The sequence below is a fragment of the Aminobacter sp. 01T433 genome, assembly GCF_056398585.1.
In genome coordinates, this window is record NZ_JBFTPR010000005.1 from 76110 (window position 1) to 96424 (window position 20315).

Annotated in this window: 21 protein-coding genes and 1 riboswitch; of the genes, 9 read left to right on the plus strand and 12 right to left on the minus strand. The window is 62.7% G+C overall.

Going from position 1 to position 20315, the window contains the following annotated elements:
• The first annotated feature begins 49 nt into the window (after positions 1-49).
• Positions 50-838, plus strand: coding sequence for a lysophospholipid acyltransferase family protein (locus tag AC1DLV_RS09615; RefSeq protein WP_476799319.1), 789 nt, complete (start codon positions 50-52; stop codon positions 836-838).
• On the opposite strand, the gene AC1DLV_RS09620 is transcribed toward AC1DLV_RS09615, so the two are convergent.
• Positions 825-1883 carry a bifunctional transcriptional activator/DNA repair enzyme AdaA gene (locus tag AC1DLV_RS09620; RefSeq protein ID WP_476799320.1) on the minus strand — a complete coding sequence of 353 codons (1059 nt, stop codon included), beginning with the start codon at positions 1881-1883 and terminating at the stop codon, positions 825-827. The genes AC1DLV_RS09615 and AC1DLV_RS09620 overlap by 14 nt on opposite strands.
• Positions 1884-1960: 77 nt before the next feature.
• Positions 1961-2479 carry a gamma-glutamylcyclotransferase gene (locus AC1DLV_RS09625; RefSeq protein ID WP_476799321.1) on the minus strand — a complete coding sequence of 173 codons (519 nt, stop codon included), beginning with the start codon at positions 2477-2479 and terminating at the stop codon, positions 1961-1963.
• Positions 2480-2632: 153 nt separating this feature from the next.
• Here AC1DLV_RS09625 and AC1DLV_RS09630 point away from each other — a divergent pair, with 153 nt between their 5' ends.
• Positions 2633-3631, plus strand: coding sequence for a DUF2125 domain-containing protein (locus AC1DLV_RS09630; protein ID WP_476799322.1), 999 nt, complete (start codon positions 2633-2635; stop codon positions 3629-3631).
• Between the two features lie 89 nt (positions 3632-3720).
• On the opposite strand, the gene AC1DLV_RS09635 is transcribed toward AC1DLV_RS09630, so the two are convergent.
• Both AC1DLV_RS09635 and hisC read right to left on the minus strand, forming a co-directional pair.
• A complete protein-coding gene (locus tag AC1DLV_RS09635) occupies positions 3721-4656 on the minus strand; it encodes a prephenate/arogenate dehydrogenase family protein (RefSeq protein ID WP_476799323.1) in 936 nt (311 codons plus the stop codon).
• Between the two features lie 3 nt (positions 4657-4659).
• Positions 4660-5772 (minus strand): histidinol-phosphate transaminase, encoded by a 1113-nt coding sequence (gene hisC, locus AC1DLV_RS09640; RefSeq protein WP_476799324.1) that lies wholly within the window; start codon positions 5770-5772, stop codon positions 4660-4662.
• Positions 5773-5923: 151 nt separating this feature from the next.
• Positions 5924-6001, plus strand: a riboswitch (SAM riboswitch).
• A 50-nt stretch (positions 6002-6051) separates the two neighbouring features.
• Between hisC and metA the strand changes: the two genes are divergently transcribed.
• A complete protein-coding gene (gene metA / locus AC1DLV_RS09645) occupies positions 6052-6975 on the plus strand; it encodes a homoserine O-acetyltransferase MetA (protein WP_476799325.1) in 924 nt (307 codons plus the stop codon).
• Positions 6976-7044: 69 nt separating this feature from the next.
• Here metA and AC1DLV_RS09650 read toward each other — a convergent pair whose 3' ends face one another.
• On the minus strand, positions 7045-7902 hold the full coding sequence (locus AC1DLV_RS09650; protein WP_476799544.1) for a LysR family transcriptional regulator: 858 nt from the start codon (positions 7900-7902) through the stop codon (positions 7045-7047).
• Positions 7903-8036: 134 nt separating this feature from the next.
• On the opposite strand from AC1DLV_RS09650, the gene AC1DLV_RS09655 reads away from it, so the two are divergent.
• Positions 8037-9584, plus strand: coding sequence for an MFS transporter (locus AC1DLV_RS09655; protein WP_476799326.1), 1548 nt, complete (start codon positions 8037-8039; stop codon positions 9582-9584).
• Positions 9585-9604: 20 nt separating this feature from the next.
• Here AC1DLV_RS09655 and AC1DLV_RS09660 read toward each other — a convergent pair whose 3' ends face one another.
• The 4 genes from AC1DLV_RS09660 to AC1DLV_RS09675 form a co-directional block, all read right to left on the minus strand.
• Positions 9605-11410, minus strand: coding sequence for an ABC transporter ATP-binding protein/permease (locus AC1DLV_RS09660; protein ID WP_476799327.1), 1806 nt, complete (start codon positions 11408-11410; stop codon positions 9605-9607).
• A gap of 130 nt (positions 11411-11540) precedes the next feature.
• Positions 11541-12401, minus strand: coding sequence for a lipid kinase (locus AC1DLV_RS09665; protein WP_476799545.1), 861 nt, complete (start codon positions 12399-12401; stop codon positions 11541-11543).
• Positions 12402-12606: 205 nt separating this feature from the next.
• On the minus strand, positions 12607-14022 hold the full coding sequence (locus AC1DLV_RS09670) for a pyridoxal phosphate-dependent decarboxylase family protein (RefSeq protein WP_476799328.1): 1416 nt from the start codon (positions 14020-14022) through the stop codon (positions 12607-12609).
• A 180-nt stretch (positions 14023-14202) separates the two neighbouring features.
• Positions 14203-14970 carry a class I SAM-dependent methyltransferase gene (locus AC1DLV_RS09675; RefSeq protein WP_476799546.1) on the minus strand — a complete coding sequence of 256 codons (768 nt, stop codon included), beginning with the start codon at positions 14968-14970 and terminating at the stop codon, positions 14203-14205.
• 106 nt (positions 14971-15076) lie between these two features.
• On the opposite strand from AC1DLV_RS09675, the gene gloB reads away from it, so the two are divergent.
• Positions 15077-15844, plus strand: a complete 768-nt coding sequence (gloB, locus tag AC1DLV_RS09680; protein ID WP_476799329.1) for a hydroxyacylglutathione hydrolase — start codon at positions 15077-15079, stop codon at positions 15842-15844.
• Position 15845: 1 nt separating this feature from the next.
• Complete coding sequence (locus tag AC1DLV_RS09685; RefSeq protein ID WP_476799330.1) at positions 15846-16283, plus strand: cupin domain-containing protein; 438 nt, start codon at positions 15846-15848, stop codon at positions 16281-16283.
• Here AC1DLV_RS09685 and yddG read toward each other — a convergent pair.
• Both yddG and AC1DLV_RS09695 read right to left on the minus strand, forming a co-directional pair.
• Positions 16280-17182: an aromatic amino acid exporter YddG gene (gene yddG / locus AC1DLV_RS09690; protein ID WP_476799331.1), complete on the minus strand. Its 903-nt coding sequence runs from the start codon at positions 17180-17182 to the stop codon at positions 16280-16282. The two genes, AC1DLV_RS09685 and yddG, sit on opposite strands and share 4 nt — an antisense overlap.
• A gap of 24 nt (positions 17183-17206) precedes the next feature.
• The gene (locus AC1DLV_RS09695) at positions 17207-17989 is read right to left on the minus strand and encodes a DUF3108 domain-containing protein (protein WP_476799332.1); all 783 of its coding nucleotides are present in this window, start codon (positions 17987-17989) and stop codon (positions 17207-17209) included.
• A 255-nt stretch (positions 17990-18244) separates the two neighbouring features.
• Here AC1DLV_RS09695 and rpmB point away from each other — a divergent pair, with 255 nt between their 5' ends.
• The 3 genes from rpmB (at position 18245) to AC1DLV_RS09710 (ending at position 19867) form a co-directional block, all read left to right on the plus strand.
• Positions 18245-18541, plus strand: coding sequence for a 50S ribosomal protein L28 (rpmB, locus tag AC1DLV_RS09700; RefSeq protein ID WP_476782235.1), 297 nt, complete (start codon positions 18245-18247; stop codon positions 18539-18541).
• 124 nt (positions 18542-18665) lie between these two features.
• Positions 18666-19343 (plus strand): queuosine precursor transporter, encoded by a 678-nt coding sequence (locus AC1DLV_RS09705; RefSeq protein WP_476799333.1) that lies wholly within the window; start codon positions 18666-18668, stop codon positions 19341-19343.
• Between the two features lie 77 nt (positions 19344-19420).
• Positions 19421-19867, plus strand: coding sequence for a GNAT family N-acetyltransferase (locus AC1DLV_RS09710; protein ID WP_476799334.1), 447 nt, complete (start codon positions 19421-19423; stop codon positions 19865-19867).
• A gap of 3 nt (positions 19868-19870) precedes the next feature.
• Here AC1DLV_RS09710 and AC1DLV_RS09715 read toward each other — a convergent pair whose 3' ends face one another.
• Positions 19871-20299, minus strand: a complete 429-nt coding sequence (locus AC1DLV_RS09715; RefSeq protein ID WP_476782237.1) for an Lrp/AsnC family transcriptional regulator — start codon at positions 20297-20299, stop codon at positions 19871-19873.
• Between the last annotated feature and the right edge of the window lie 16 nt (positions 20300-20315).

Genomic DNA, 20315 nt, shown 5'->3' on the forward strand with positions numbered 1-20315 from the left:
ACGGCTTGGTGTAACCAACGGCAAAATCCGTCCTCAGGCGCTCCTCACAATGCTCTATATCCGCTCGCTGGCATTCAACTTCGTCTTTTATGTCAGCCTGGTCGCCCAGATGATTCTGTGGACGCCCTATTATTTCCTGTCGCCGCGCCATCGCGCCTGGTTCGTGCCGAAATTCTGGGCCCGCACCAGCCTGTGGCTGCAGGAAAAGATTGCCGGCACCAAGAGTGAAGTAACCGGCATGGAGAACCTGCCCGAGGGCTCGTTCATCCTGGCGCCCAAGCACCAATCGTTCTGGGATGCCATCGCCTTCTTTCCCTATCTGCGCGACCCGCTCTACATCCTCAAGCGCGAGCTGATGTGGATCCCATTCTTCGGCTGGTACATCGCCAAGATGAAGATGATCCCGGTCAATCGCGGCAAGCGCTCGGTGGCGCTGAAGGCTGTCGTTGTTGCGACCCGCAAGGAAATGCAGAACGACCGCCAGCTGATCATCTATCCCGAAGGCACCCGCCGCGCGCCAGGTGCCGAGCCGGCCTACAAATGGGGTATCGCCGAGCTCTATTCGGCGCTCGACCTGCCGGTTGTTCCGGTCGCCCATGTCGCTGGTCTGTACTGGCCGCGACGCAAGTTCCTGCGCTTTCCCGGCACCATCAAGGCACGCTTCCTGCCGCCTATCCCGGCTGGCCTGGACAAGGACGAATTCATGAAGCGCCTGATCGCCGAGACCGAGGCTGCCTGCGACGAATTCCTGATCGAGGCGGCAAGGTCGAAAAACCCGCCGCCGATGCCGCCTGCCGCAGCAAAGCGGCTCAAGGAGCTGGGCGTTACCGTAGGCTAGCCATCCGCCGCTCATGTTCGAGCAGCCAGCGCTTGCGCCAGAGGCCACCGCCATAACCGGTGAGGTCGCCGCTGACACCGACAACCCGATGGCAGGGAATGACGATGGCGATCGGGTTGGCGCCATTGGCGCGGCCGACCGCGCGCACCGCAGGCGGATTGCCGATCTCGACCGCGAGGCCTGAATAGGTCGCCGTTGTGCCAACAGGGATCTGCCGCAACCCGTCCCATACCTGGCGCTCGAATGCCGAGCCCTGCGGCGCAAGCCGGGTCGCGAAGCCGGACGATTTTCCCGCGAAATAGGCGGCGAGCTCGGCTGATATCTGATCGATGGGCGTTGCCCGGCCGAAGACGATGGCCGAACCTGTAGCGGCTTGCAGCTTGGCCACTTCGGCAGGCAACGCCTTGCGTTCCAGAAATTCGAGGATGTGCAGCGCATGCGCGTCGGCAATCGCAATCATCGGGCCGATCGGCGTTTCGACCCAGTCCGCCTTGAGCATGGTCTTGCCGCGCAGCTTGGCCGGTGATTCGCCGAGCATCCGGGTGATGGCGGCGCGAAAACCGCTGCCTGAATCAAAGCCTGCATCGATCTGCGTGTCGATGACGCTATCGCCGGAGGTCAGTCGTTCGGCAGCCTGGCCGAGGCGCCGCAGCCGTGCCATTTCGAGGAAACTCATGCCGAATCGGCGCTTGAAAGCGCGCCGCACCGTCGAGGCATCGAAGCCCATGGCGGTGACGTCGGTTTCCAGCCATCGCCGTTCCGGCTCGCGCTCAAGCGCATCGACGAGCGTTGCGACAAGCGGTTCGGGTTCTCCGGTGCCCATCATCGGCCGGCAGCGCTGACAGGGGCGAAAGCCAGCATGCAGGCATTCGGCCGTGGTGTCGAAGAATTGCACGTTCTCGCGCTTGGGCTTTCGTGCTGAGCAGGTAAGCTGGCAGAAGATGCCTGTCGTTCTCACCCCGACATAGGCAAAGCCGTCGTAACCCGCGTCGCGCGCGAGAAGGGCGTCGTAGAGCGTATCGTCGGATGGACGTTGGAAAAGCATGGCGATTCCTTAGCGCGAGTCCGCCCTCCTCGCCGCCGAAAATCGTGCATGTATTTTTCGCTGCTGACAGCGCGCCGTCATTTGCCAACCAGCCGCGCCACCTCTTCCAGCCAGTGGTCGCGAATACCGAGCGCACGCAGATGCTCGACTGTGCTTGCGACATAATCCTCGTTGCGGCCGGATTGGCCGACCGCGCCAATGACGATCCCGGCGGCATGCGCCGCGTCGAGCTTGCCGGCATATTGGTGGTGGTTACGGTCGGCGATGTAGCCGACGGCCTCTACCTTCTCGCCCTGATCGAGTTGGATCGGCAGCTGGCGCTCGAGATAGACGCTGGTGACAAGCTCGCGCTCGCGCAGATAGGCGAGCACCTCGTCGCGCAGGTCGCCAGGCACGCGGAAGGCGAGCCCGACGCAGGAGCCGCCACGGTCGAGGCCGAGCACCAGGCCCGGCCGTTGCTCGGTGCCACGATGCACAAAAGAGCGGATGCACAGCGAGCGGCGAAAGCCCATCAGCCGAGCGCGGCGCGTCTCGATATGCGCAAAACCTGGCCGCCACATCAGCGAGCCATAGCCAAAAACCCAAAAATCGCCCATATCGCCAAGCCTGTTGGTGTTTCGCGGGTTTCCCGCTTACAGCGCTGCGCGTCCTCGGACGCACAAAGGACGCTGTAACACTTTGAATCTGTGCATGATCCTTTCCGAAAGTCAGTCCGATTTTCGGGGTCATGCACTAGCGAGAGCCCGAGCATGACGTCAAGCCAAGAACCAAAACCGAACTACAGCCGCCGCTTCCTGTGGCTCGGACTTTTCATCGTGCTTTTGTTCGGAGGCTACAGCGCCGGTTGGTTCTGGTTTGCCGGAAAGGCCGAAAACCAGGTCCGCAGCGCGATCGCCGGCTTGAGCAAAAATGGCGTGTCGGTCGAGTGCGCGAGCCCTACGATCAAGGGCTTTCCGTTCCGCATCGGACTGTTCTGCGACAGGCTGGACTATGAGGATTCCGCCCGCAGGATTTCCGCCAGCGCCGGCAGCCTGCGCACCGCAGCCCAGATCTACCAGCCGACGCGCACAGTGATCGAGCTGGACGGGCCACTGCGCATCACCGCGCCTGACCTGCCCCAGCTTCAGTTCAACTGGGACCTCCTGCACGCCAGCGCCCGCATCGCCAATCCCTTGCCCGAGCGGATTTCGGTGGAAACGCGCAAGCTCACCAGCCAGGCCGCGTTCAGCGACGGCCCACAGACACCGCTGTTCACCGCCGAGGAAACCCAGACGCACCTGCGTCCGAACGGCACAAACATCGACCTTGCAGGAACCTTCACCGGGCTCTTGGTCGACCCGCAGGCGATCGATGGCCGCACGCTGCCCAAGCTCGACGGCAGCGCCGACACGACGCTGAACGATGGCGTTGCCCTTGTGACGAGCAGGCAGCCTGTCTTGCGCGGTCAATCAGGCATGATCCGTTCGATGACGCTGACATCAGGCGGCAGTGCGGGTGTGGCACTCAGCGGGCCATGGTCGATCGATGCCGACGGGCTGGTCGACGCCGAGCTGAAGGTGATCATCCAGAACCCGCGCGACCTGTCGCGCATCCTGTCGGACGTTATCCCCGAGCAACGCCAGCAGATAGGTTCGGTGTTTTCCGGGCTTGCCTTGCTTGGAGACGCGCCGACCCTGCCCCTGCGCATCGTCAAGGGCCGCGCCACGCTCGGCTTCATTCCGCTAGGCATGATACCGGCGGTGAAGTAGCAGGGGAGTATGGGATTAAGGCAGTAGGGCAGTATGTGGCGCGCGCTTCGCTTGAGCGTACTGCCCTACTCCCCTACTGCCCCATTCCCCTAACTTTTCGCCGGATGCTCGATCGCCTCACGGCCGAAGTTCGGCGCATCGACTTCCTGGCCGGCCTCGATGATCGAACGGCGGATGGCGCGGGTGCGGGTGAACATCTCGAACAGCTTGTCGCCATCGCCCCAGCGGATCGCCCGCTGCAGCGAAGCCAAGTCCTCCGAAAAACGTGCCAGCATTTCGAGGATCGCATCCTTGTTGTGCAGGCACACGTCGCGCCACATCGTCGGATCGGAAGCCGCCAGTCGGGTGAAATCGCGGAAACCGGATGCCGAATACTTGATCACTTCGGACTTGGTCACCGCTTCGAGATCGTCGGCGGTTCCAACGATGTTGTAGGCGATGATGTGCGGCAGGTGCGACACGATCGCGAGCGTCATGTCGTGATGTTCGGGGTCCATCGTGTCGATGTTGGAGCCGCAGCGGCGCCAGAACTCCGACAGCTTTTCCAATGCCACCAGGTCGGTATCAGGCAGCGGCGTGAAAATGCACCAGCGGTTTTCGAATAGGTCGGCGAAACCAGCGTCTGGGCCTGACTTTTCAGTACCGGCGAGCGGGTGGCCGGGGATGAAATGGACGCCTTCCGGAATGTAGGGTTGCATCTGCGCGATGACCGAGGCCTTGGTCGATCCGACATCGGTGAGGATAGCGCCCGGCTTGAGCGCCGAAGCGATGTCGCGGGCAACCGCGCCGGACGAGCCGACCGGCACCGAAACGATGATGAGGTCGGCGTCCTTGACCGCAAGCTTGGCGTCGGTCGAGTAGCTATCGCCGAGGCCGAGTTCTTCGGCGCGCGCGAGCGTTTGCGCACTGCGCGTCGAGATGGCGATGTGGCGGGCCAGGCCCTCGCGTCGGATGACCCGGGCGAGCGAGGAGCCGATCAGGCCGATGCCGATGAGGGCGATCTTTTCAAAAAGGGGATCGGACATGGTTCAACTTTTCAGAAATTCGGTGAGTGCGGCGATCACGCCGCGATTGGCCTCTTCGGTGCCGATGGTCATGCGCAGCGCATTGGGGAAGCCGTAGCCGGCGACCCTGCGCAGGATATAGCCACGCGCGCTGAGATATTCGTCGGCCAAATCGGCGCCATGCCCGGCATCGTCGGGGAAGTGGATAAGCAGGAAGTTGCCGACGCTCGGCGTGACGCGAAGGCCAAGCTTTTCGAACTCGGCGACCAGCCATTCCGCCCACTGGGCGTTATGCGCCACGGTGCGCTCGACATGGCTACGGTCTTCCATGGCCGCGACGCCGGCCTCGATCGCCGCCGCATTGACGTTGAACGGCCCGCGCATGCGCTCCAGCACGTCGATAACGTGCGCTGGCGCATAGATCCAGCCGATGCGCATGCCGCCGAGGCCATGGATCTTGGAGAAAGTGCGCGTCATGACGACGTTCTCGTTGCCCCCGACCAGTTCCACGCCCGACTCGTAGTCGTTGCGGCGGACATATTCGGCATATGCGCCGTCGAGCACCAGGAGCACATTCCTGGGCAGCGCCGCATGCAGGCGGCGCACTTCCTCGAACGGCAGGTAGGTGCCGGTGGGATTGTTCGGATTGGCCAGGAAAACGATCTTGGTCTTGGGCGTTACCGCAGCGATGATCTTGTCGACGTCGGCCTTCTCGCCAGTCTCCTTGGCAACGACCGGGGTCGCGCCAGCGGCCTGCGTGTAGATCTTGTAGACCATGAAGCCGTGCTCTGTGTACACGGCCTCGTCGCCCGGCGAGAGATAGCTCTGCGCAAGCAGGCCGATCAGTTCGTCCGAGCCGTTGGAGCACAGGATGTTGGCCGGGTTGAGCCCATGGGTCGCCGCGATCGCCTGCCTCAGGCGTGACGACGACCCGTCGGGATAATACTCCATCTTATGCGCCAGTTTCTGGACAGCCTCGGTCGCATGGGGCGAGGCACCAAGCGGATTTTCGTTCGACGAGAGCTTATGCACCTTGGTCACACCTGCGCCCGCAGTGCTCTTGCCGGGCACATAGGCTGCGATTTCCATGATGCCCGCGCGGGGTTCGGGGCGAATCTGTTCAGGTGCCTTGCTCATGTCGAAAATCCTGGATTGGCGCCTCCGGGCGGAGGTCGCAGCGGGAATACCGCCCGAGGCACATAATGTCGAGGAAAACCGGCTATTGTGGCGGCTCTGGCGCCCCATTTGGGTCGCAGTTGACGCAATCGGCGACCGGGCGTAATAGCAATGATGGATCCGTGGTGATTTGGCCGGTCGGCTTGCAGCCACGTTAAACAAGTCGCTAAAGGGCCGTTTGCGATCCGTAAACCGGCTTTGCGACAGCAATGCCGGTTTTTGTTTTTTGGAGTTCGCACAGTGCCAATCAAGATCCCTGATCAGCTCCCCGCCCGCGAAGTGCTGGTGAAAGAGGGCGTCTCCGTCATGGACGAGCAGACAGCGCTCCGCCAGGACATCCGCCCGCTGCAGATCGGCCTGCTCAACCTCATGCCCAACAAGGTGCGGACGGAGACGCAGATCGCCCGCCTGATCGGTGCCAGCCCGCTGCAGGTGGAGCTGACGCTGGTGCGTATCGGTACCCACAAGGCCAGGAACACGTCCGAAGACCATCTCATCGCCTTCTACCAGACCTGGGAAGAGGTGAAGGACCGCAAATTCGACGGCTTCATCATCACCGGCGCGCCGGTGGAGTTGCTGCCCTTCGAGGAGGTGACTTACTGGGACGAACTCAAGCAGATCATGGATTGGACGACGACCAACGTCCATTCGCCGTTCTTCATCTGCTGGGGCGCGATGGCGGCCGCATGGCATTTCCACCGCGTTCCGAAACACACGCTGGAGGAAAAGGCCTTCGGCGTCTTCCGTCACAACAACAACGCGCCTGCCTCCCCCTATTTGGCCGGTTTCTCGGACGATTTCGCCATTCCGGTGTCACGCTGGACGGAGGTCCGTGCCCAAGACATTCCCGAGGGCTCCGGTCTGGAACTGCTGATGGAATCGGAAGAGACCGGCCCGAGTCTGCTGGCCGAAGAAGCCGGCAACCGGCTCTACATGTTCAACCACATCGAATACGACTCGACCTCGCTCAAGGAAGAGTACGACCGCGATGTGGCTGCAGGCGTGACCATCGCGGTGCCGCACGAATATTACCCCGATGACGACCCGCAACGCCGGCCGCTCAACCGCTGGCGCTCGCATGCCCACCTGCTCTTCGGCAACTGGATCAACCGAGTCTACCAGACCACCGCGTACGATGTGGAGAACATCGGCAAAAACCGGTAGCCAGCTCACTCAGGACCGCGCTCGAAGCTGAGCGCGGTCATCAGGACTTTTTTTACCGGCAAGGGTGCTCTATCCCGCCGACGCGCCGTGCTCGCGGAAGGCGCAGGCCAGGATGCGCAGCGCTTCGCGCGAGCGGCGGTCGGTCAGCGTCGAATGCAAAACGATTTCCGATGACGGCACCTGAGGCAGGCCGAACTTGCGGCTGATCTCGATTGTGCCGGGCGGCGAAAGCCGGCTGGAGAAGACGGCCGTGGCAAGGCCGGCTGAAACGGCGGCCGTCACCACCGACGACCCACCGCCGAGAAACACCTCGACCCAAGGGATACCGGCATCGTCGAGCGTGCGGGTGGCGAGATCGCGGACGCCGCAGGCCCGCGACAGCGCAGCTAGGCGAATCGGCTCGCCCTGGCGATGATGGAAGTCGGGGGTCGCAAACCAGCCGAAATGCTCGGGCCCCAGCACCTCCCCATCGCGGCGGTCATCCTCGCGCCTGACAATCGCGGCATCCAGCTTGCCGCGATCGAAGGCGTCGAGCAGGTTGCTCGAATTGTCGACCTGAACCTCTATCGTCAGCGCCGGATCGTGCTGGTTGAGCCGCGCAAGCAAGGTCGTCACCTCCGGCCCGGCAACATGTCCGGCGATGCCGAGCGCAAAACGCCGCGTACCGCATGACAGGCCGGCAACCGCATTGTCATGCGCGACCAGGAAGGCGCGCGCGGAATCGATGAAAATCGCGCCTTCGGCGGACAGCCGCACGCGGCGCGGCGTGCGTTCGATCAGCTTGCGGCCAACCCGCTCCTCGAGCCGCTTGAGCTTGACGCTGACCGCCGCTTGCGTCGTGCCCATCGCATCGGCGGCTCGGGTGAAACTTTGCAGCTCCGCCACCATGACAAAGTTCCGCACCGCCTCTGGGTCGAGCCACAGCATCGCGTCCATTCCGATTTGTTATCACTGAAATAGAATTGCATAGCATTTTTTTATGTTCAAGCGTCGCTTATCTGGGGCTCTCAAAGCAACATGACGGCAAGACGATCGCTCCTGCCGGCAGCCAGAGGTGCCAGATGAACCAATCAAGCAGAAACGTCCTGGCGCTCGCCGCCATCTGCCTCGCCGCGTTGATGTTCGGACTTGAGATCTCCAGCGTGCCGGTGATCCTGCCGACGCTCGAACACGTACTGCATGCCGATTTCAAGGACATGCAGTGGATCATGAACGCCTACACCATCGCCTGCACGACGGTGCTGATGGCGACGGGAACACTTGCCGACCGCTTCGGGCGCAAGCGCGTCTTTGCCATCACCGCCGGCGCCTTTGGCATCACGTCGCTGATCTGCGGACTTGCGCCGAACACGCAGGTGCTGATCGTCGGCCGGTTTCTGCAAGGCATGGCCGGCGGAGCGCTGTTCATCTGCTCCATCGCCATTCTGTCGCATCAGTTTCAGGACGCGAAGGCGCGCGGCAAGGCCTTTGCCATATGGGGCGTGGTCACCGGCATCGGTCTGGGTTTTGGACCGATCATAGGTGGTTTGATCGTCGCTCTGTCCACTTGGGAATGGGTGTTCCTGGTCCACGCGCCGCTAGCCGTGCTGTGCCTGGCGCTGACCTATGCCGGCGTTGAGGAATCGAGCGACCCGCAGGCGAAGAAGCTTGATATCCTCGGCATCGTCACCCTGAGTGCTGCGGTCTTCGGACTGACTTTTTACATCACCCAAGGTGCCGACCTCGGCTTCCTCAGCCCGACGGCCCTCGCCATTGCCGCAGCCACCATCATCGGCTCCGTCGCCTTCATCCTGGTCGAGCGCTTTCATGCTCACCCGATGTTCGACTTCTCGGTGTTCAGGATCCGCGATTTTTCAGGCGCCATCATCGGCTGCATCGGCATGAACTTCAGCTACTGGCCGCTGATGATCTATCTGCCGATCTATTTCACCGTAGGTCTTGGCTATGACAGCACGACAACCGGGCTGGCGCTGCTTGCCTATACGGTGCCCTTCCTAGTGATGCCGCCGATCGCCCAATATCTGCTGCTGCGCACCAATGCACGCACCATCATCCCGCTCGGCCTGTTCGCCATCGGGCTCGGCTTCATCGCGATGTGGTTCGGCAGTGGCCTTGAGCAGGCAAGCGGCCCGACGGTTCTGGCCGGCGCCTTGATCTCAGGCATCGGACTTGGCCTGACGACCACGCCAGCCACCAACATGACGACCGGGTCTGTGCCGGCAAGCCGCGCCGGCATGGCCTCGGGCATCGACGCCAGCGCGCGGCTGATCAGCCTCGCGGTGAATATCGCGGTGATGGGTTTTGTCCTTGTCGAAGGCATTCTTTCTACGTTGAGGGACGCGCTTCCCGAAGTGTCCGACGCCGCGCAGCTGCGGTCGCTAGCGGAGCGCATCGCTGCCGGCGGCGCCGTTTCGCCAGAAAGAAGCGCGCAATACGCCCTGGACGTGCCTGCGTCCGTCGCTCACGCAGCACTGGTCAACGGCTTTGGCTGGGTGGCACTGTATGGCGGCATCGGCGTCTGGATCCTGGCTGCGATCAGCTTCGCGATCTTTGGGCCGAGCAAGACAACCAGAACTTCCGAAGACTGTCCGGAAGCGTCGGCAACCTAAATGCCATGGTCTGGGCCGCGTCAAGCATCGGCCGCGGCCCGGGCCTTCCCTTCGAGGCGGATCTTCTTGAGGGCTGGCCCGCGCTTGTCCTTGGCGAGATGGACGGTCCTGTCGAACAGGCTGCCACTCTGCCGAGCCGGACCGAAATAGACGACGCCGGTATTGGCCAATTCGCCTTCGAACATGGCTCTTACGCGCTCGTGCGCTGCGGCATCGATCGTATCGAAGGCCTCGTCGATGATCACCCAGTCGGGTCGATGCAGGCTGAGCCGTGCGAAAGCGACAAGCCGCAACTCATCGGTGTTCAACTCCTCGCTCCACGATGCGACGCGGTCGAGCGACCCCGTCAGGCGCTCCAGCCCGACGGCGCGGAGTGCCGCTGTGAATTCTGCCTCGGTAAATGTCCGGTCGGCGGAGGGATAGCACAACACATCACGCAGCGTGCCGGGCGGCACGTAGGACGAGCGCGGCAGGAAGGCGACCTGCTTGCCCCCCGGAAGCTCGATGCGGCCCTTCCCCCAGGGCCATAGTCCCGCCAGGGCACGAAACAGTAAGGTCTTGCCGGCACCCGCTTCGCCAACGACGAGCACGCGCTCGCCTGGCTTGACCCTGAGATGCGGCTCCGAAAGCCTGGTGCAGCCGCTCGGCGAAATGATTTCGAGGTTATCGAAGGCGAGGCTGCCGTCACGGCTTTCGCCCAAGTCGATGCGATCCTCCTTGTCATGCAGCACGTCAGCGGCCACCAACACGCTGCGGATCACGCCGACGCGCATCAAGGTTGCCCGCCAGTCGGCGATGGCACCGACATTGTTGATGAACCAGCGCAGCGAGGCGTGTACCTGGTTGAAGGCGCTGACCGCCATCATCAGCCCACCGAAGCTGATGTCGCCAGCAAAATAGACCGGTGCCGCCACCAGAATGGGCGCGACAACGGTGAACCAGCCATAGCCGTCGGTCACCCAGGCAAGGGCGATCTGGGTGGTGAAGATGCGCCGCAGCGCTGTCAGGACACTTGCGAGGTCCAGCTCCAGCCGCCGCTTTTCATCGGCTTCGCCGCGGGCCAGCGATATCGCATCGATATTCTGGTTGATGCGGACCATGGAAAAACGCAGCTCCGCCTCGCGCGAATAGCGATCGGAGTTCTGGGTGATCAGCGGCCGGCCGACGAGCCAGCTCAGGAAAGAGGCTGAGCCGGCATAGATGATGGCGGCCCAGACCATGTAGCCGGGAATGCTGAACGAGCTTCCCCCGACATGAAAGACGAAACCTGATGACAGGCTCCACAAAACGCCGACGAAGGAGACCAGAAGGATCGAGGCCTGCAACAGGCCGATGCCAAGGTCGGTCGTGAGGTCGGCAAGGTGGCCGGCATCCTGCTGCATGCGCTGGTCCGGATTGACCCCGACGGCCCCCGCATTGGCAAGGCGGAAGGCGCGTCCGGGACGCAGCCACTCGGTGATCAGGTCGAGTGTCAGGCCCTCGCGCAGCTTGAGCCTGATCATCTGGTTGAGCCATTGCTGGCCGACGTTCAGCACCAGAAGGCAGGTTGCGATCACCGCAAAGACCATCAACTGGTCCAGGAAGGCGGTCAGATCGCGCCTTTCCAACGCGTCGTAGAACGGCTTGTTCCAGCGGTTGAGAATGATCTGCCCAGCCGAGGTGGCGACAATGATGGCGAAGATCGAAAGGCAGAGCCAGGTCAGCGTCTTGCGCACCGGCGAAGAAGCCAGCGCCTGCCGTGCCATCTTCAGGTGACTTAAAAACCCGCCGTCGAAATCAGGCGCCAAAGGCTCGCGATTGGTTTGGGTAAAGGATTGGCCTGGCATGCGCTTGCTCCGACTGGCCCGCTTCGCTCGAATCGAGGCGTCCATTGTGCCATTCAACGACGGCTACGTATTGCCACGTTCGCGGAACAAGGTCGTGATCGAAGTCGCGGCCAAACGGCCAGGCGTAGTGTCAGGCTTTCGGCGCGAACACGCGCACCGACTTCGGCCGAATGCGGAAATGCGCCGGCGTCCAGGTCACCAGTTCGCCATCGGTGTTGACCGGACGCGGCCGCTTGGTGCGGATGGTCACTTCGGTGGTCTTGAAGGCGCGGACGTCGTCCCACTGACCTTGCGTGCCCTTGCGCAGGCTGGGCAACAGCCGAAGCAGCCGCCACCAGTGATCGACCTCCAGGCTGTAGAAATCGAGCCAGCCATCATCGGCCGTGGCTGTCTCCTCGACAGTCATGCCGCCGCCATAGTGGCGGCCATTGCCGACGGAGACCTGCATGGTGTGGATTTCTTCGGTCGTGCCATCGTGATCGACATAGGCCGTGAAGAGGCGCGAGCGCATCAAAAGCCGTGCTGCAACGATGCCGTAGCCGAGTGTGCCCCAGCGCTTCTTGGCGTGTTCGGTAAGCTCGCCCGCCAGTTCGGCACTGAAACCTATGCTGGCGACATTGAAGAACAGATGGCCGTTGACCTCGCCGAGATCGACGGTGGTCTGGTGACCGGCAGCGATGATCTCGGCGGCTTTGACCGGATCCGGCGAGATGCCCATGGTTCGGGCGAAATCATTGGCGGTGCCCAGCGGCAAGACGCCAAGCGTCAAACCCGTATGGGCAAGGCCGGCTGCCGCGTTGTTGAGCGTTCCGTCACCGCCACCGACGATCGCTATGTCGAAATGATCGGCATGGCGCGAGATCAGCTCGGAGGCGTTCTCATCCTTGCTGGTTGCCATCTCTTCGATCTCGAGCCCGGCATCGACAAGCACCTGCCTGGCGACATCGATCGACCCGCCACCACGGCGGGCGCGCGGATTGACGATCAGCATCGCGCGCTTGCCTGTCGTGTGCTGGACAGCGCGTTTTTGGTGGATGACGTCGGTCAGGTGAAGAATCCCTGTTGTTGTCGAGGAAGCGGATCGCGTCCCTGCCGGTGCCATTTAAGATGCGTTGTTGGAGATTTGAAGACCGCAGACGGAATAAGGCTCCGGACAACCGAAAGTGATCGGCGCCAAAAGTACTATAGAACCGGGGCTAGGAGCCTTTTTGAACTGCCCGCCAGCTGGCAACGATGGCCTCTGCCGCCGCCTTCCCCGCAGCTTCATCAGTCAGCCAGGAGATGACGGAAATACGCATCACCTCGCGACCGCGCCATTTCGCACCGCCGGCGAAGACAGTGCCGTCTCGTTGGATCCGGGCGATCGTCGCCCTGGTCAGCTCGTCGCCACGATCAGCGGGCTCGTTGGCACCAAACCGCACGAGTACCTGGTTGAGCGTGACGTCGTTCAGCACCGCGATGGCATTTTCGCTGCGAAGCTGGTCGGCTATCAGCTGGGCCACACGGCAATGCCGCTCGACCATTGCGGCAATTCCCTGGCGACCGAGATGGCGGATGATCGCCCAGGTAGCGAAGCCCCGCGCCCGCCGCGACAGCTCGGGGACGAAATGGCTGGGGTCGCGCTCGCCTTCCACGGCTGAAGGAAGATAGCTCGCCGCGATCGTCATGGCGCGGCGTTGCGCCTCGCTGTCGCGCACGATCGCGTAGCCACAGTCATATGGCGTCTGAAGCCATTTGTGACCGTCCGTCGCCCAAGAATCGCAGGCATCGAGGCCTTCGGTAAAATGGCGCAACAAAGTGGAAGCCCGCGCCCAGCAGCCAAAGGCGCCATCGACATGAACCCATGCGCCGATCCGGCGAGCGCTCGGTACGAGGTCTGCGAAAGCATCAAAGCCACCAGTATTGATCTGGCCGGCCTGAAGGATGACGATGGCCGGCCCGCGCACCTCCGCAGCCCGTCGTTCGAAATCATCGGCCAGGATCTGCCCCTGGCTGTCGGTGGCGACGCGGATCACCCGATCATGGCCGAGTCCAAGGAACTGCAGCGCCGAAAAGACCGTCGTATGAGCGTCGTCGCCAATGAGCACGGAAATCGGCGGCGCCCCGAAAAGCCCATTGGCCTCGACGTCCCAGCCCGCGCGCCGCAGCACCTCACCACGCGCTGCGGCCAGGCAGACAAAATTTGCGACAGTGGCTCCGGTCACGAAACCAACAGAGCTTTCGCGGGGCAAATCGAGCAATTCGAGCAGCCAGCGCGCGGCAACCGTTTCAGCTGCAGCGGCCGAGGGCATGGCATGGTGATTGCCAGCGTTCTGCCCCCACGCGCTGGTTAGCCAGTCGGCCGCTACGCCGACCTCATGCGAACCGCCAATGACCCAGCCGAAGAAGCGAGAGCCTGTCGTGGCATTCAGCCCCGGCTCAGCCCGTGCTGCCAAGTCATCGATCACCGTGTCTGAGGTGTCTCCCATTTCCGGCAGCGGTCCATCGAAGGCCGTCAGCGCGTCCGGATAGCCATGCAGCGGACGCTGCGGCCTCGATGCCAGTCCTGTCCTGTATCGTATGGCGTGTTCGGCGGCCTGGCGCAGCAGGCGCCCAACGGAATCCCCCTGCATGACAACAACCTTTCAATAGAAAGAAAGCCTCTTGCGCAGAATACATTAGCCAACGACGATATTCCGATACAGCCCTTCCCGCAATCGCGCCGAAAACCTGCTACCTCCCGAGTTCCGGGAAACACGGATCGGAATAGATCCGCCTGTCTGGCGACGTTTCACCCCTTCGCGACGTGTTTCTCAAACACCGCGTTCATCGTCACGCCGCAACGCTGGAAACCCGCGCGTGGCACCGCTTGGCGTGAGTACCGGCATGAAGACGCGGCGCGAGGCGCGCTGCGCCACCGGTATGCCCTGGTAGACGCGCTTTTGCGCCTCGACCACGATAACGCCGGAGAAGATCGGCCACAGGCGTCGACCTGCACGCTCGAACAGATGGTCAAAGCGCATCATCCATTTGCGCCGCGACGGGGGAAAATGCAGCGCGTCCGACCATGCCGAGACGGTGAAATTGGCCTCACGCAGCAACTCGTTGAGCTGGCCGCTCGAAAATGGCCTGCCGGTGCCGAACGGCGTGTGTTCGAAACGCGCCCATACACCCCGCCGGTTGGGCACGACGATGACGATGCGCCCGGCGGGCGAAAGCACGCGCCAGATCTCCTTCAGCGTCTCGCGGGGGCTCTCGGCATGTTCGAGCGAATGGACAAGCAGCACCCGGTCGATGGAGGAATCGACAAGCGGCAACTCCTCGTCGAAGACAAGAGCTGTCGCCGAGGGCCCTTGCATCGGCCACACGACCGCACCTTGCGTCGCCGGCATGAAGGCAAAGACCCGCTCGGCGTCAGACCCGAAGCGGTCGAGCCAAGGCAGGGCATAGCCAAGGCCGACCAGCCGCTCCTTGGGCAGGCCGGCCCACACCGACGACAGCCCCATGGCGATCGAATGCTCGGCCAGGCGGCCCAGCGGTGTCGAATAAAACGAGCGAAGGTCGACGATGTCGGAATTCATGGCTTGAAGGTAGACGCCCGCAACGACGACTTCAACGACTGAGGCCAACTGAGGTGACAGCGAACAAAGCGCGCCGTATCGTCCTGTGACGGAATGGAGTTCTGCGATGCCAGTCGAGATCAAGCTTTTCATGTGCCGCACCGACAATTTCGGCGCGCTGCTGCACGACCGCGAAACCGGCGAGACGGCCATCATCGATGCTCCCGAGGAAGCGCCGATCCTGTCGGCCATCGAACATAGCGGCTGGACGCCGTCGATGATCCTGACGACGCACCACCATACCGACCACGTCGAGGCCAATCTGGCGCTCAAGCAGCGTTTCAAGCTGCGCATCGTCGGGCCTGAAGCCGAACGCGACAAGATCCCCGGCATCGACGACACCGTCGAGGAAGGCTCGGTGATCCCCTTCGGCAACGAGTCCATCGAGGTGATTTCGACGCCCGGCCACACCGCCGGACATGTCTGCTACCACCTGCCGAAATCGAAGGTCGCGTTCACCGCCGACACGCTGTTTGCGCTTGGTTGCGGCCGGCTGTTCGAGCGCCCGGCACCGGTGATGTTCGAATCGCTGAAGAAACTCGCTGCCCTGCCCGCTGAGACGGCGATCTATTGCGGGCACGAATACACCCTGTCCAATGCGCGCTTTGCGCTGACCATCGATCCTGACAACGCGGCCTTGCGCGCCCGCACCGAAAAGATCGAAGCACTCCGGGCGGAAGGCAAGCCAACGCTGCCGACCACGATCGGCGAGGAGCTGGCCACCAACCCGTTCCTGCGCTGGGCGGACCCTGACATCAGGAAGCATCTTGGCATGGAAAAGGCCACCGATACCGAAGTGTTCGCCGAAATCCGCAAGCGCAAGGATAATTTCTGACATGTACGCTGCTGAAATCATTGCCATGCTCGGAATGCGCCGCCACCCCGAAGGCGGCTGGTACACAGAGACCTTTCGCGACAACCCCTATGGCGGCCCGCACGGCGCCCGCGGCAACTCGACGGCGATCTACTTCCTGCTCGAGCATAGCGACGTGTCGCACTGGCACCGCGTCAGGGACGCCTCAGAAGTCTGGCACTTCCATGCCGGCGCCCCGATCGAACTCAAGCTGCACCAGGAAGGTGGCGGCGTCATCGCCTACACGCTCGGCGTCAATCTCGCAGCGGGCGAGCAGCCGCAATGCGTGGTTCCCGCAGGCTGGTGGCAGACAGCGCGCAGCCTGGGCGACTGGACGCTAGTCGGCTGCACGGTGTCGCCCGGCTTCGAATTCGACCGGTTCGAACTGGCAGAACCGGGCTGGGAACCGAAGCAGTCTTAAGCCCCTGCCCCATCGGTGGCCGGATTTTTGTCGTTGCGCTCGCCAAAGATCAGCGACTTTGCTGCAAGCACAGCCCCGCCAGTGATGAGCACGCAGGCCGCGAGGATGCGCAGGCTCGGTTCGGCAAAACCGGCAACGATCAGCACCAGTGTCGACAGCAGCGGTGCGGCATAGCTCGCTGCCCCCAGCACCTGGATGTTGCCGCGCTTGACGCCGATGTCCCAGGCATAAAAGGCCGCACCCACCGGCATCAGCCCAAGGCCGAGCACGGCGAGCCATTGGCCGGTGTTTGCCGGCAGCACGGTCTGTTCGAGCGCCAGATGGCAAACGAGCGAGAGAATCGACGTCGCCAGGCAGAACCAAGTGACGATTGACGTCGGCACCGATGGAAACCGGCGCGACAAAAGCGAATAGCCCGACCACAAGAAGGCGCAGACGAAGGCCATGGCGTAGCCGAATGCATAACGCGGATCGAAAGCCAGCCCGCCGCCCTTGGTAACGATCAGGAAGGTGCCGGCAAGACCCAGCAACGCACCTGCGATGTGGTTCCAGCGCAGCCGCTCGCCCGGCATCAGGGCGGAGCCCAGCACGATGAACAGCGGCCAGAGATAGGCGATCAGGCTGGCCTCGACCGCCGGAGCATTACGCAGAGCGGTGAAATAGAAAAAATGGTAGCCAAACAGGCCGGCGATGCCGATGACCCAGACCTGTGGCGGGATTTTTGCGGGCTTGTCGGGCTTGGGCATGAACAGTCGGGCAACCAGCCCGACACAGGTGCCGATGGCGAAAGTGATGGCCGACATCAGGAACGGCGGCACCGAGCCCGACGCGTCGGTGAGCAGCGCCAGCAGCGCCCACATGGCAACCGCCGAAAACCCGATCAAAGTCGCCCGCCCCACGCACCCCTCCCGGCGCAACGCGCCCTAATTGACCGCTTCGAAACGCCTGGCCCTGACAGTGATCGTTCCGATCTCGGTACTGATGGTGGCGTGAATAGGCGCGTATACCCCGGTTTCGCCAACCGGCGCAAACGTCACCATGATACGGCTGCGGTCCCTGAGATAGGTCAGCGCGCGCTTGTCTGTGCGATAACCCGACACCGGCTGGAAGGCCATGCGGCAGGTGACTGTCTGGCCCTTGAAGCCAGGAACCGACATTTCGCGTGTCGAGACGGCCGTGAGCTTCAGATCGGCGCGCAACTCGCCATCATACATCTTCACCGTGCGGCCACAGACCTTGTCGAGGCTGGGCGCCCGGATGATGGTGGCGGCGATCGGATCGGCGACGCCGCGAAGATCGCCGGCGCCCAGCGGGATCCAGGTCTTGCCACGCTTCTTGGGCGCCGGCACGACCTCACTGCTGGTGACGCGGTCGCCGGAAAATTGGATATCGACCAGCGACGCCTTTTTGCCGGAGACATAGTCGGCGCGGAAGGCGCGCGGTTGCAGGCGACCGTCACCCAGGCTGCCGCGCGTCGAGATCGTGCCGCGCGTGTCGTCGAAGAAGGCGGCCAGCCCGGCACTGGTTACGGTGCCGTTCACCGCATAGGAATTGCCGTCATAGCTGCTTTCGAAACTTGCCTTGGCAACAGGAATGCCCAGGAAAGACAGCGAATAGTCGCCACGAAAGGATTTGTTGGCGGCAGGAGCCTGCGACGGCAGAAGAGCGATGGCCAATGCGAACAGGGCCGGTCTAGAGCGGAGCATTGCTAGCAACACCTCTTCGTCAGCGGAAGCTGGCTTCCGGCTGTTCGCATCCCTTGCAATCGGTTATAGAAGCAAATCCGGCCATTCTGTGGAGTTGGGGACAACGCCTGGAAACGACCGGGACGCTTGACGTGCCAGCCAAATACACCTATGGAACGCCAACTTTTTCCATGAGGCCGCCTGACTGAGACCGCGCGCCATCGCTTAATTGGTGCGTTTTCGTCGCTTGGTCCGCCAGAACTGAAGGTAAGTAACATGTCCCGCGCTTGCGAACTCACCGGCAAAGCCGTCATGACCGGCAACAATGTGAGCCACGCCAACAACAAGACCCGTCGTCGCTTCCTGCCGAACCTGGTCAACGTCACGCTCATCTCCGAGACGCTGAACCAGAACGTGCGCCTGCGCATTTCGGCCAACGCTCTGCGTACGGTCGAGCATCGCGGTGGCCTCGACGCCTTCCTGACCAAGGCCGACGCTGAAGAGCTGTCGCAGCGTGCTCGTCTGCTCAAGAAGCAGATCGCCAAGAAGACCGCCGAGCAGGTCGCAGCCTAATCTAGTCGAATCGGGGCGGGGGACGACCGCCTGGAGCCTCTGACGGCCGCAAGGACGATAGAGGCTCCGCCCAATCCGCCCGGGCACTGCCCGTAAAGCTGGTTCCATTACCCAGGATAAAAAAATGAACTCCGGTTCACGTTATCTGCCTTTTGTGGCGGCCATGGCGCTTGTCGTGGTGGCTTCCAACATCCTCGTCCAGTTCCCGATGCAGGGGCAGGTCGGATCTCTGGCGCTTGCCGATGTCCTGACCTGGGGCGCTTTCACCTACCCCTTCTCCTTTTTGGTCACCGACCTCGCCAATCGCCGCTACGGGCCGAAGATGGCGCGGCGAATCGTCTTTGTCGGCTTCATGACGGCGGTCGTCTGCTCGATTGTCGCGCCGCCGCTGCTGTTCCGCTACGGCCTCATTCCATTCGACACCGCAGCAGACCGATTGGCGCGCATTGCGGTCGCCTCGGGTGCCGCCTTCCTGACCGCCCAGCTGCTCGACGTCACCGTGTTCAACTGGCTGCGCCGGCAGAGCTGGTGGCGCGCGCCGATCTTCGGCACGCTCGTCGGCTCGGTGTTCGACACGGCGATCTTCTTCGGCATCGCCTTCTCGGCCGCCTTCGCCTTCATTGGCCCGGAAGACGCCTTTGCGGTCGAAGCAGCACCGCTTCTCGGCATGCTGTCGACCGAAGCGCCTCGCTGGGTCTCCTGGGCGCTGGGCGACCTGACGGTGAAGCTGATGATCGCCATCTTCGCGCTCATCCCCTACCGGCTGATCGTCGCGCGCTGGAGCCAGCCGGCGGTGGCCTAACGCAGGCACCGATACGGCGCCATGCTCGCGTAATCTTTTTGCGATAGTTGCTGCGGCCCAATCCACCGAGGTCGCATATGCAAATCGTTCTGAAGCCGCTTGGCACCGCCGAGCGGGACGCAGTCGTTGAACTCGAGGTTCGCAGCTCACAGCAGGCGTTTGTAGCCAGCAACGCCGATTCGATCGAAGAGGCGGAGGACGGCGACCACTGCGTGCCGCTGGCCATTTATGACGCCGATGTGCCGGTCGGCTTCGCCATGTATGCGCTCGATCCCGACGACGGCAACTACTGGATCTACCGGCTGATGATCGACCAGCGCTACCAGAGGCTCGGCTATGGCCGCGCGGCGCTGATCGAATTGCTGAAAGTGATGTCGCAGCTGCCCGGCTGCAGCCATGTGACGCTCGGAGTGCTGCCCGAAAATGACGCGGCAATCGGGCTCTATCGTAGCCTCGGCTTCCGCGAGACCGGCCAGATCATCGGCGGCGAGATCATCCTGCGCCGCAATGTTCCCGCCTGTTGAACTCTACCTATCGATTCGCGTCGACAGGATGATCGACGACAAGGTGCGCTCGACGCCTTCGAGCGCGCCGATTCGGTCGATAAGAGCGTCGAGATCGCGCACCGAAGGTGCCTCGACCACCACGATCATATCGAAATTGCCACTGACCGAATGCAGCGTGCGTACTTCCGGGATGCGACGCAGCACGGCCTCGACCGCCGCTGAAACCTTGGGCAGCGCCGTCACCAATATATGCGCCCGAACGAGATTCCTCTCATAGTCGGACGACAGCTTGACGCTGTAGCCCGAGATCACGCCGCGCTGTTCCAGCCGCTCGATGCGGCTTTGTACCGTCGTCCTTGAGACACCAAGCTTGCGCGCCAGCTCGGCGGTCGAGGCACGCGCATTCTCGCGCAAGAGGCTCAACAGGGCCCGGTCAGGATCGGTCGTCATTTCGTCAATACTCTTC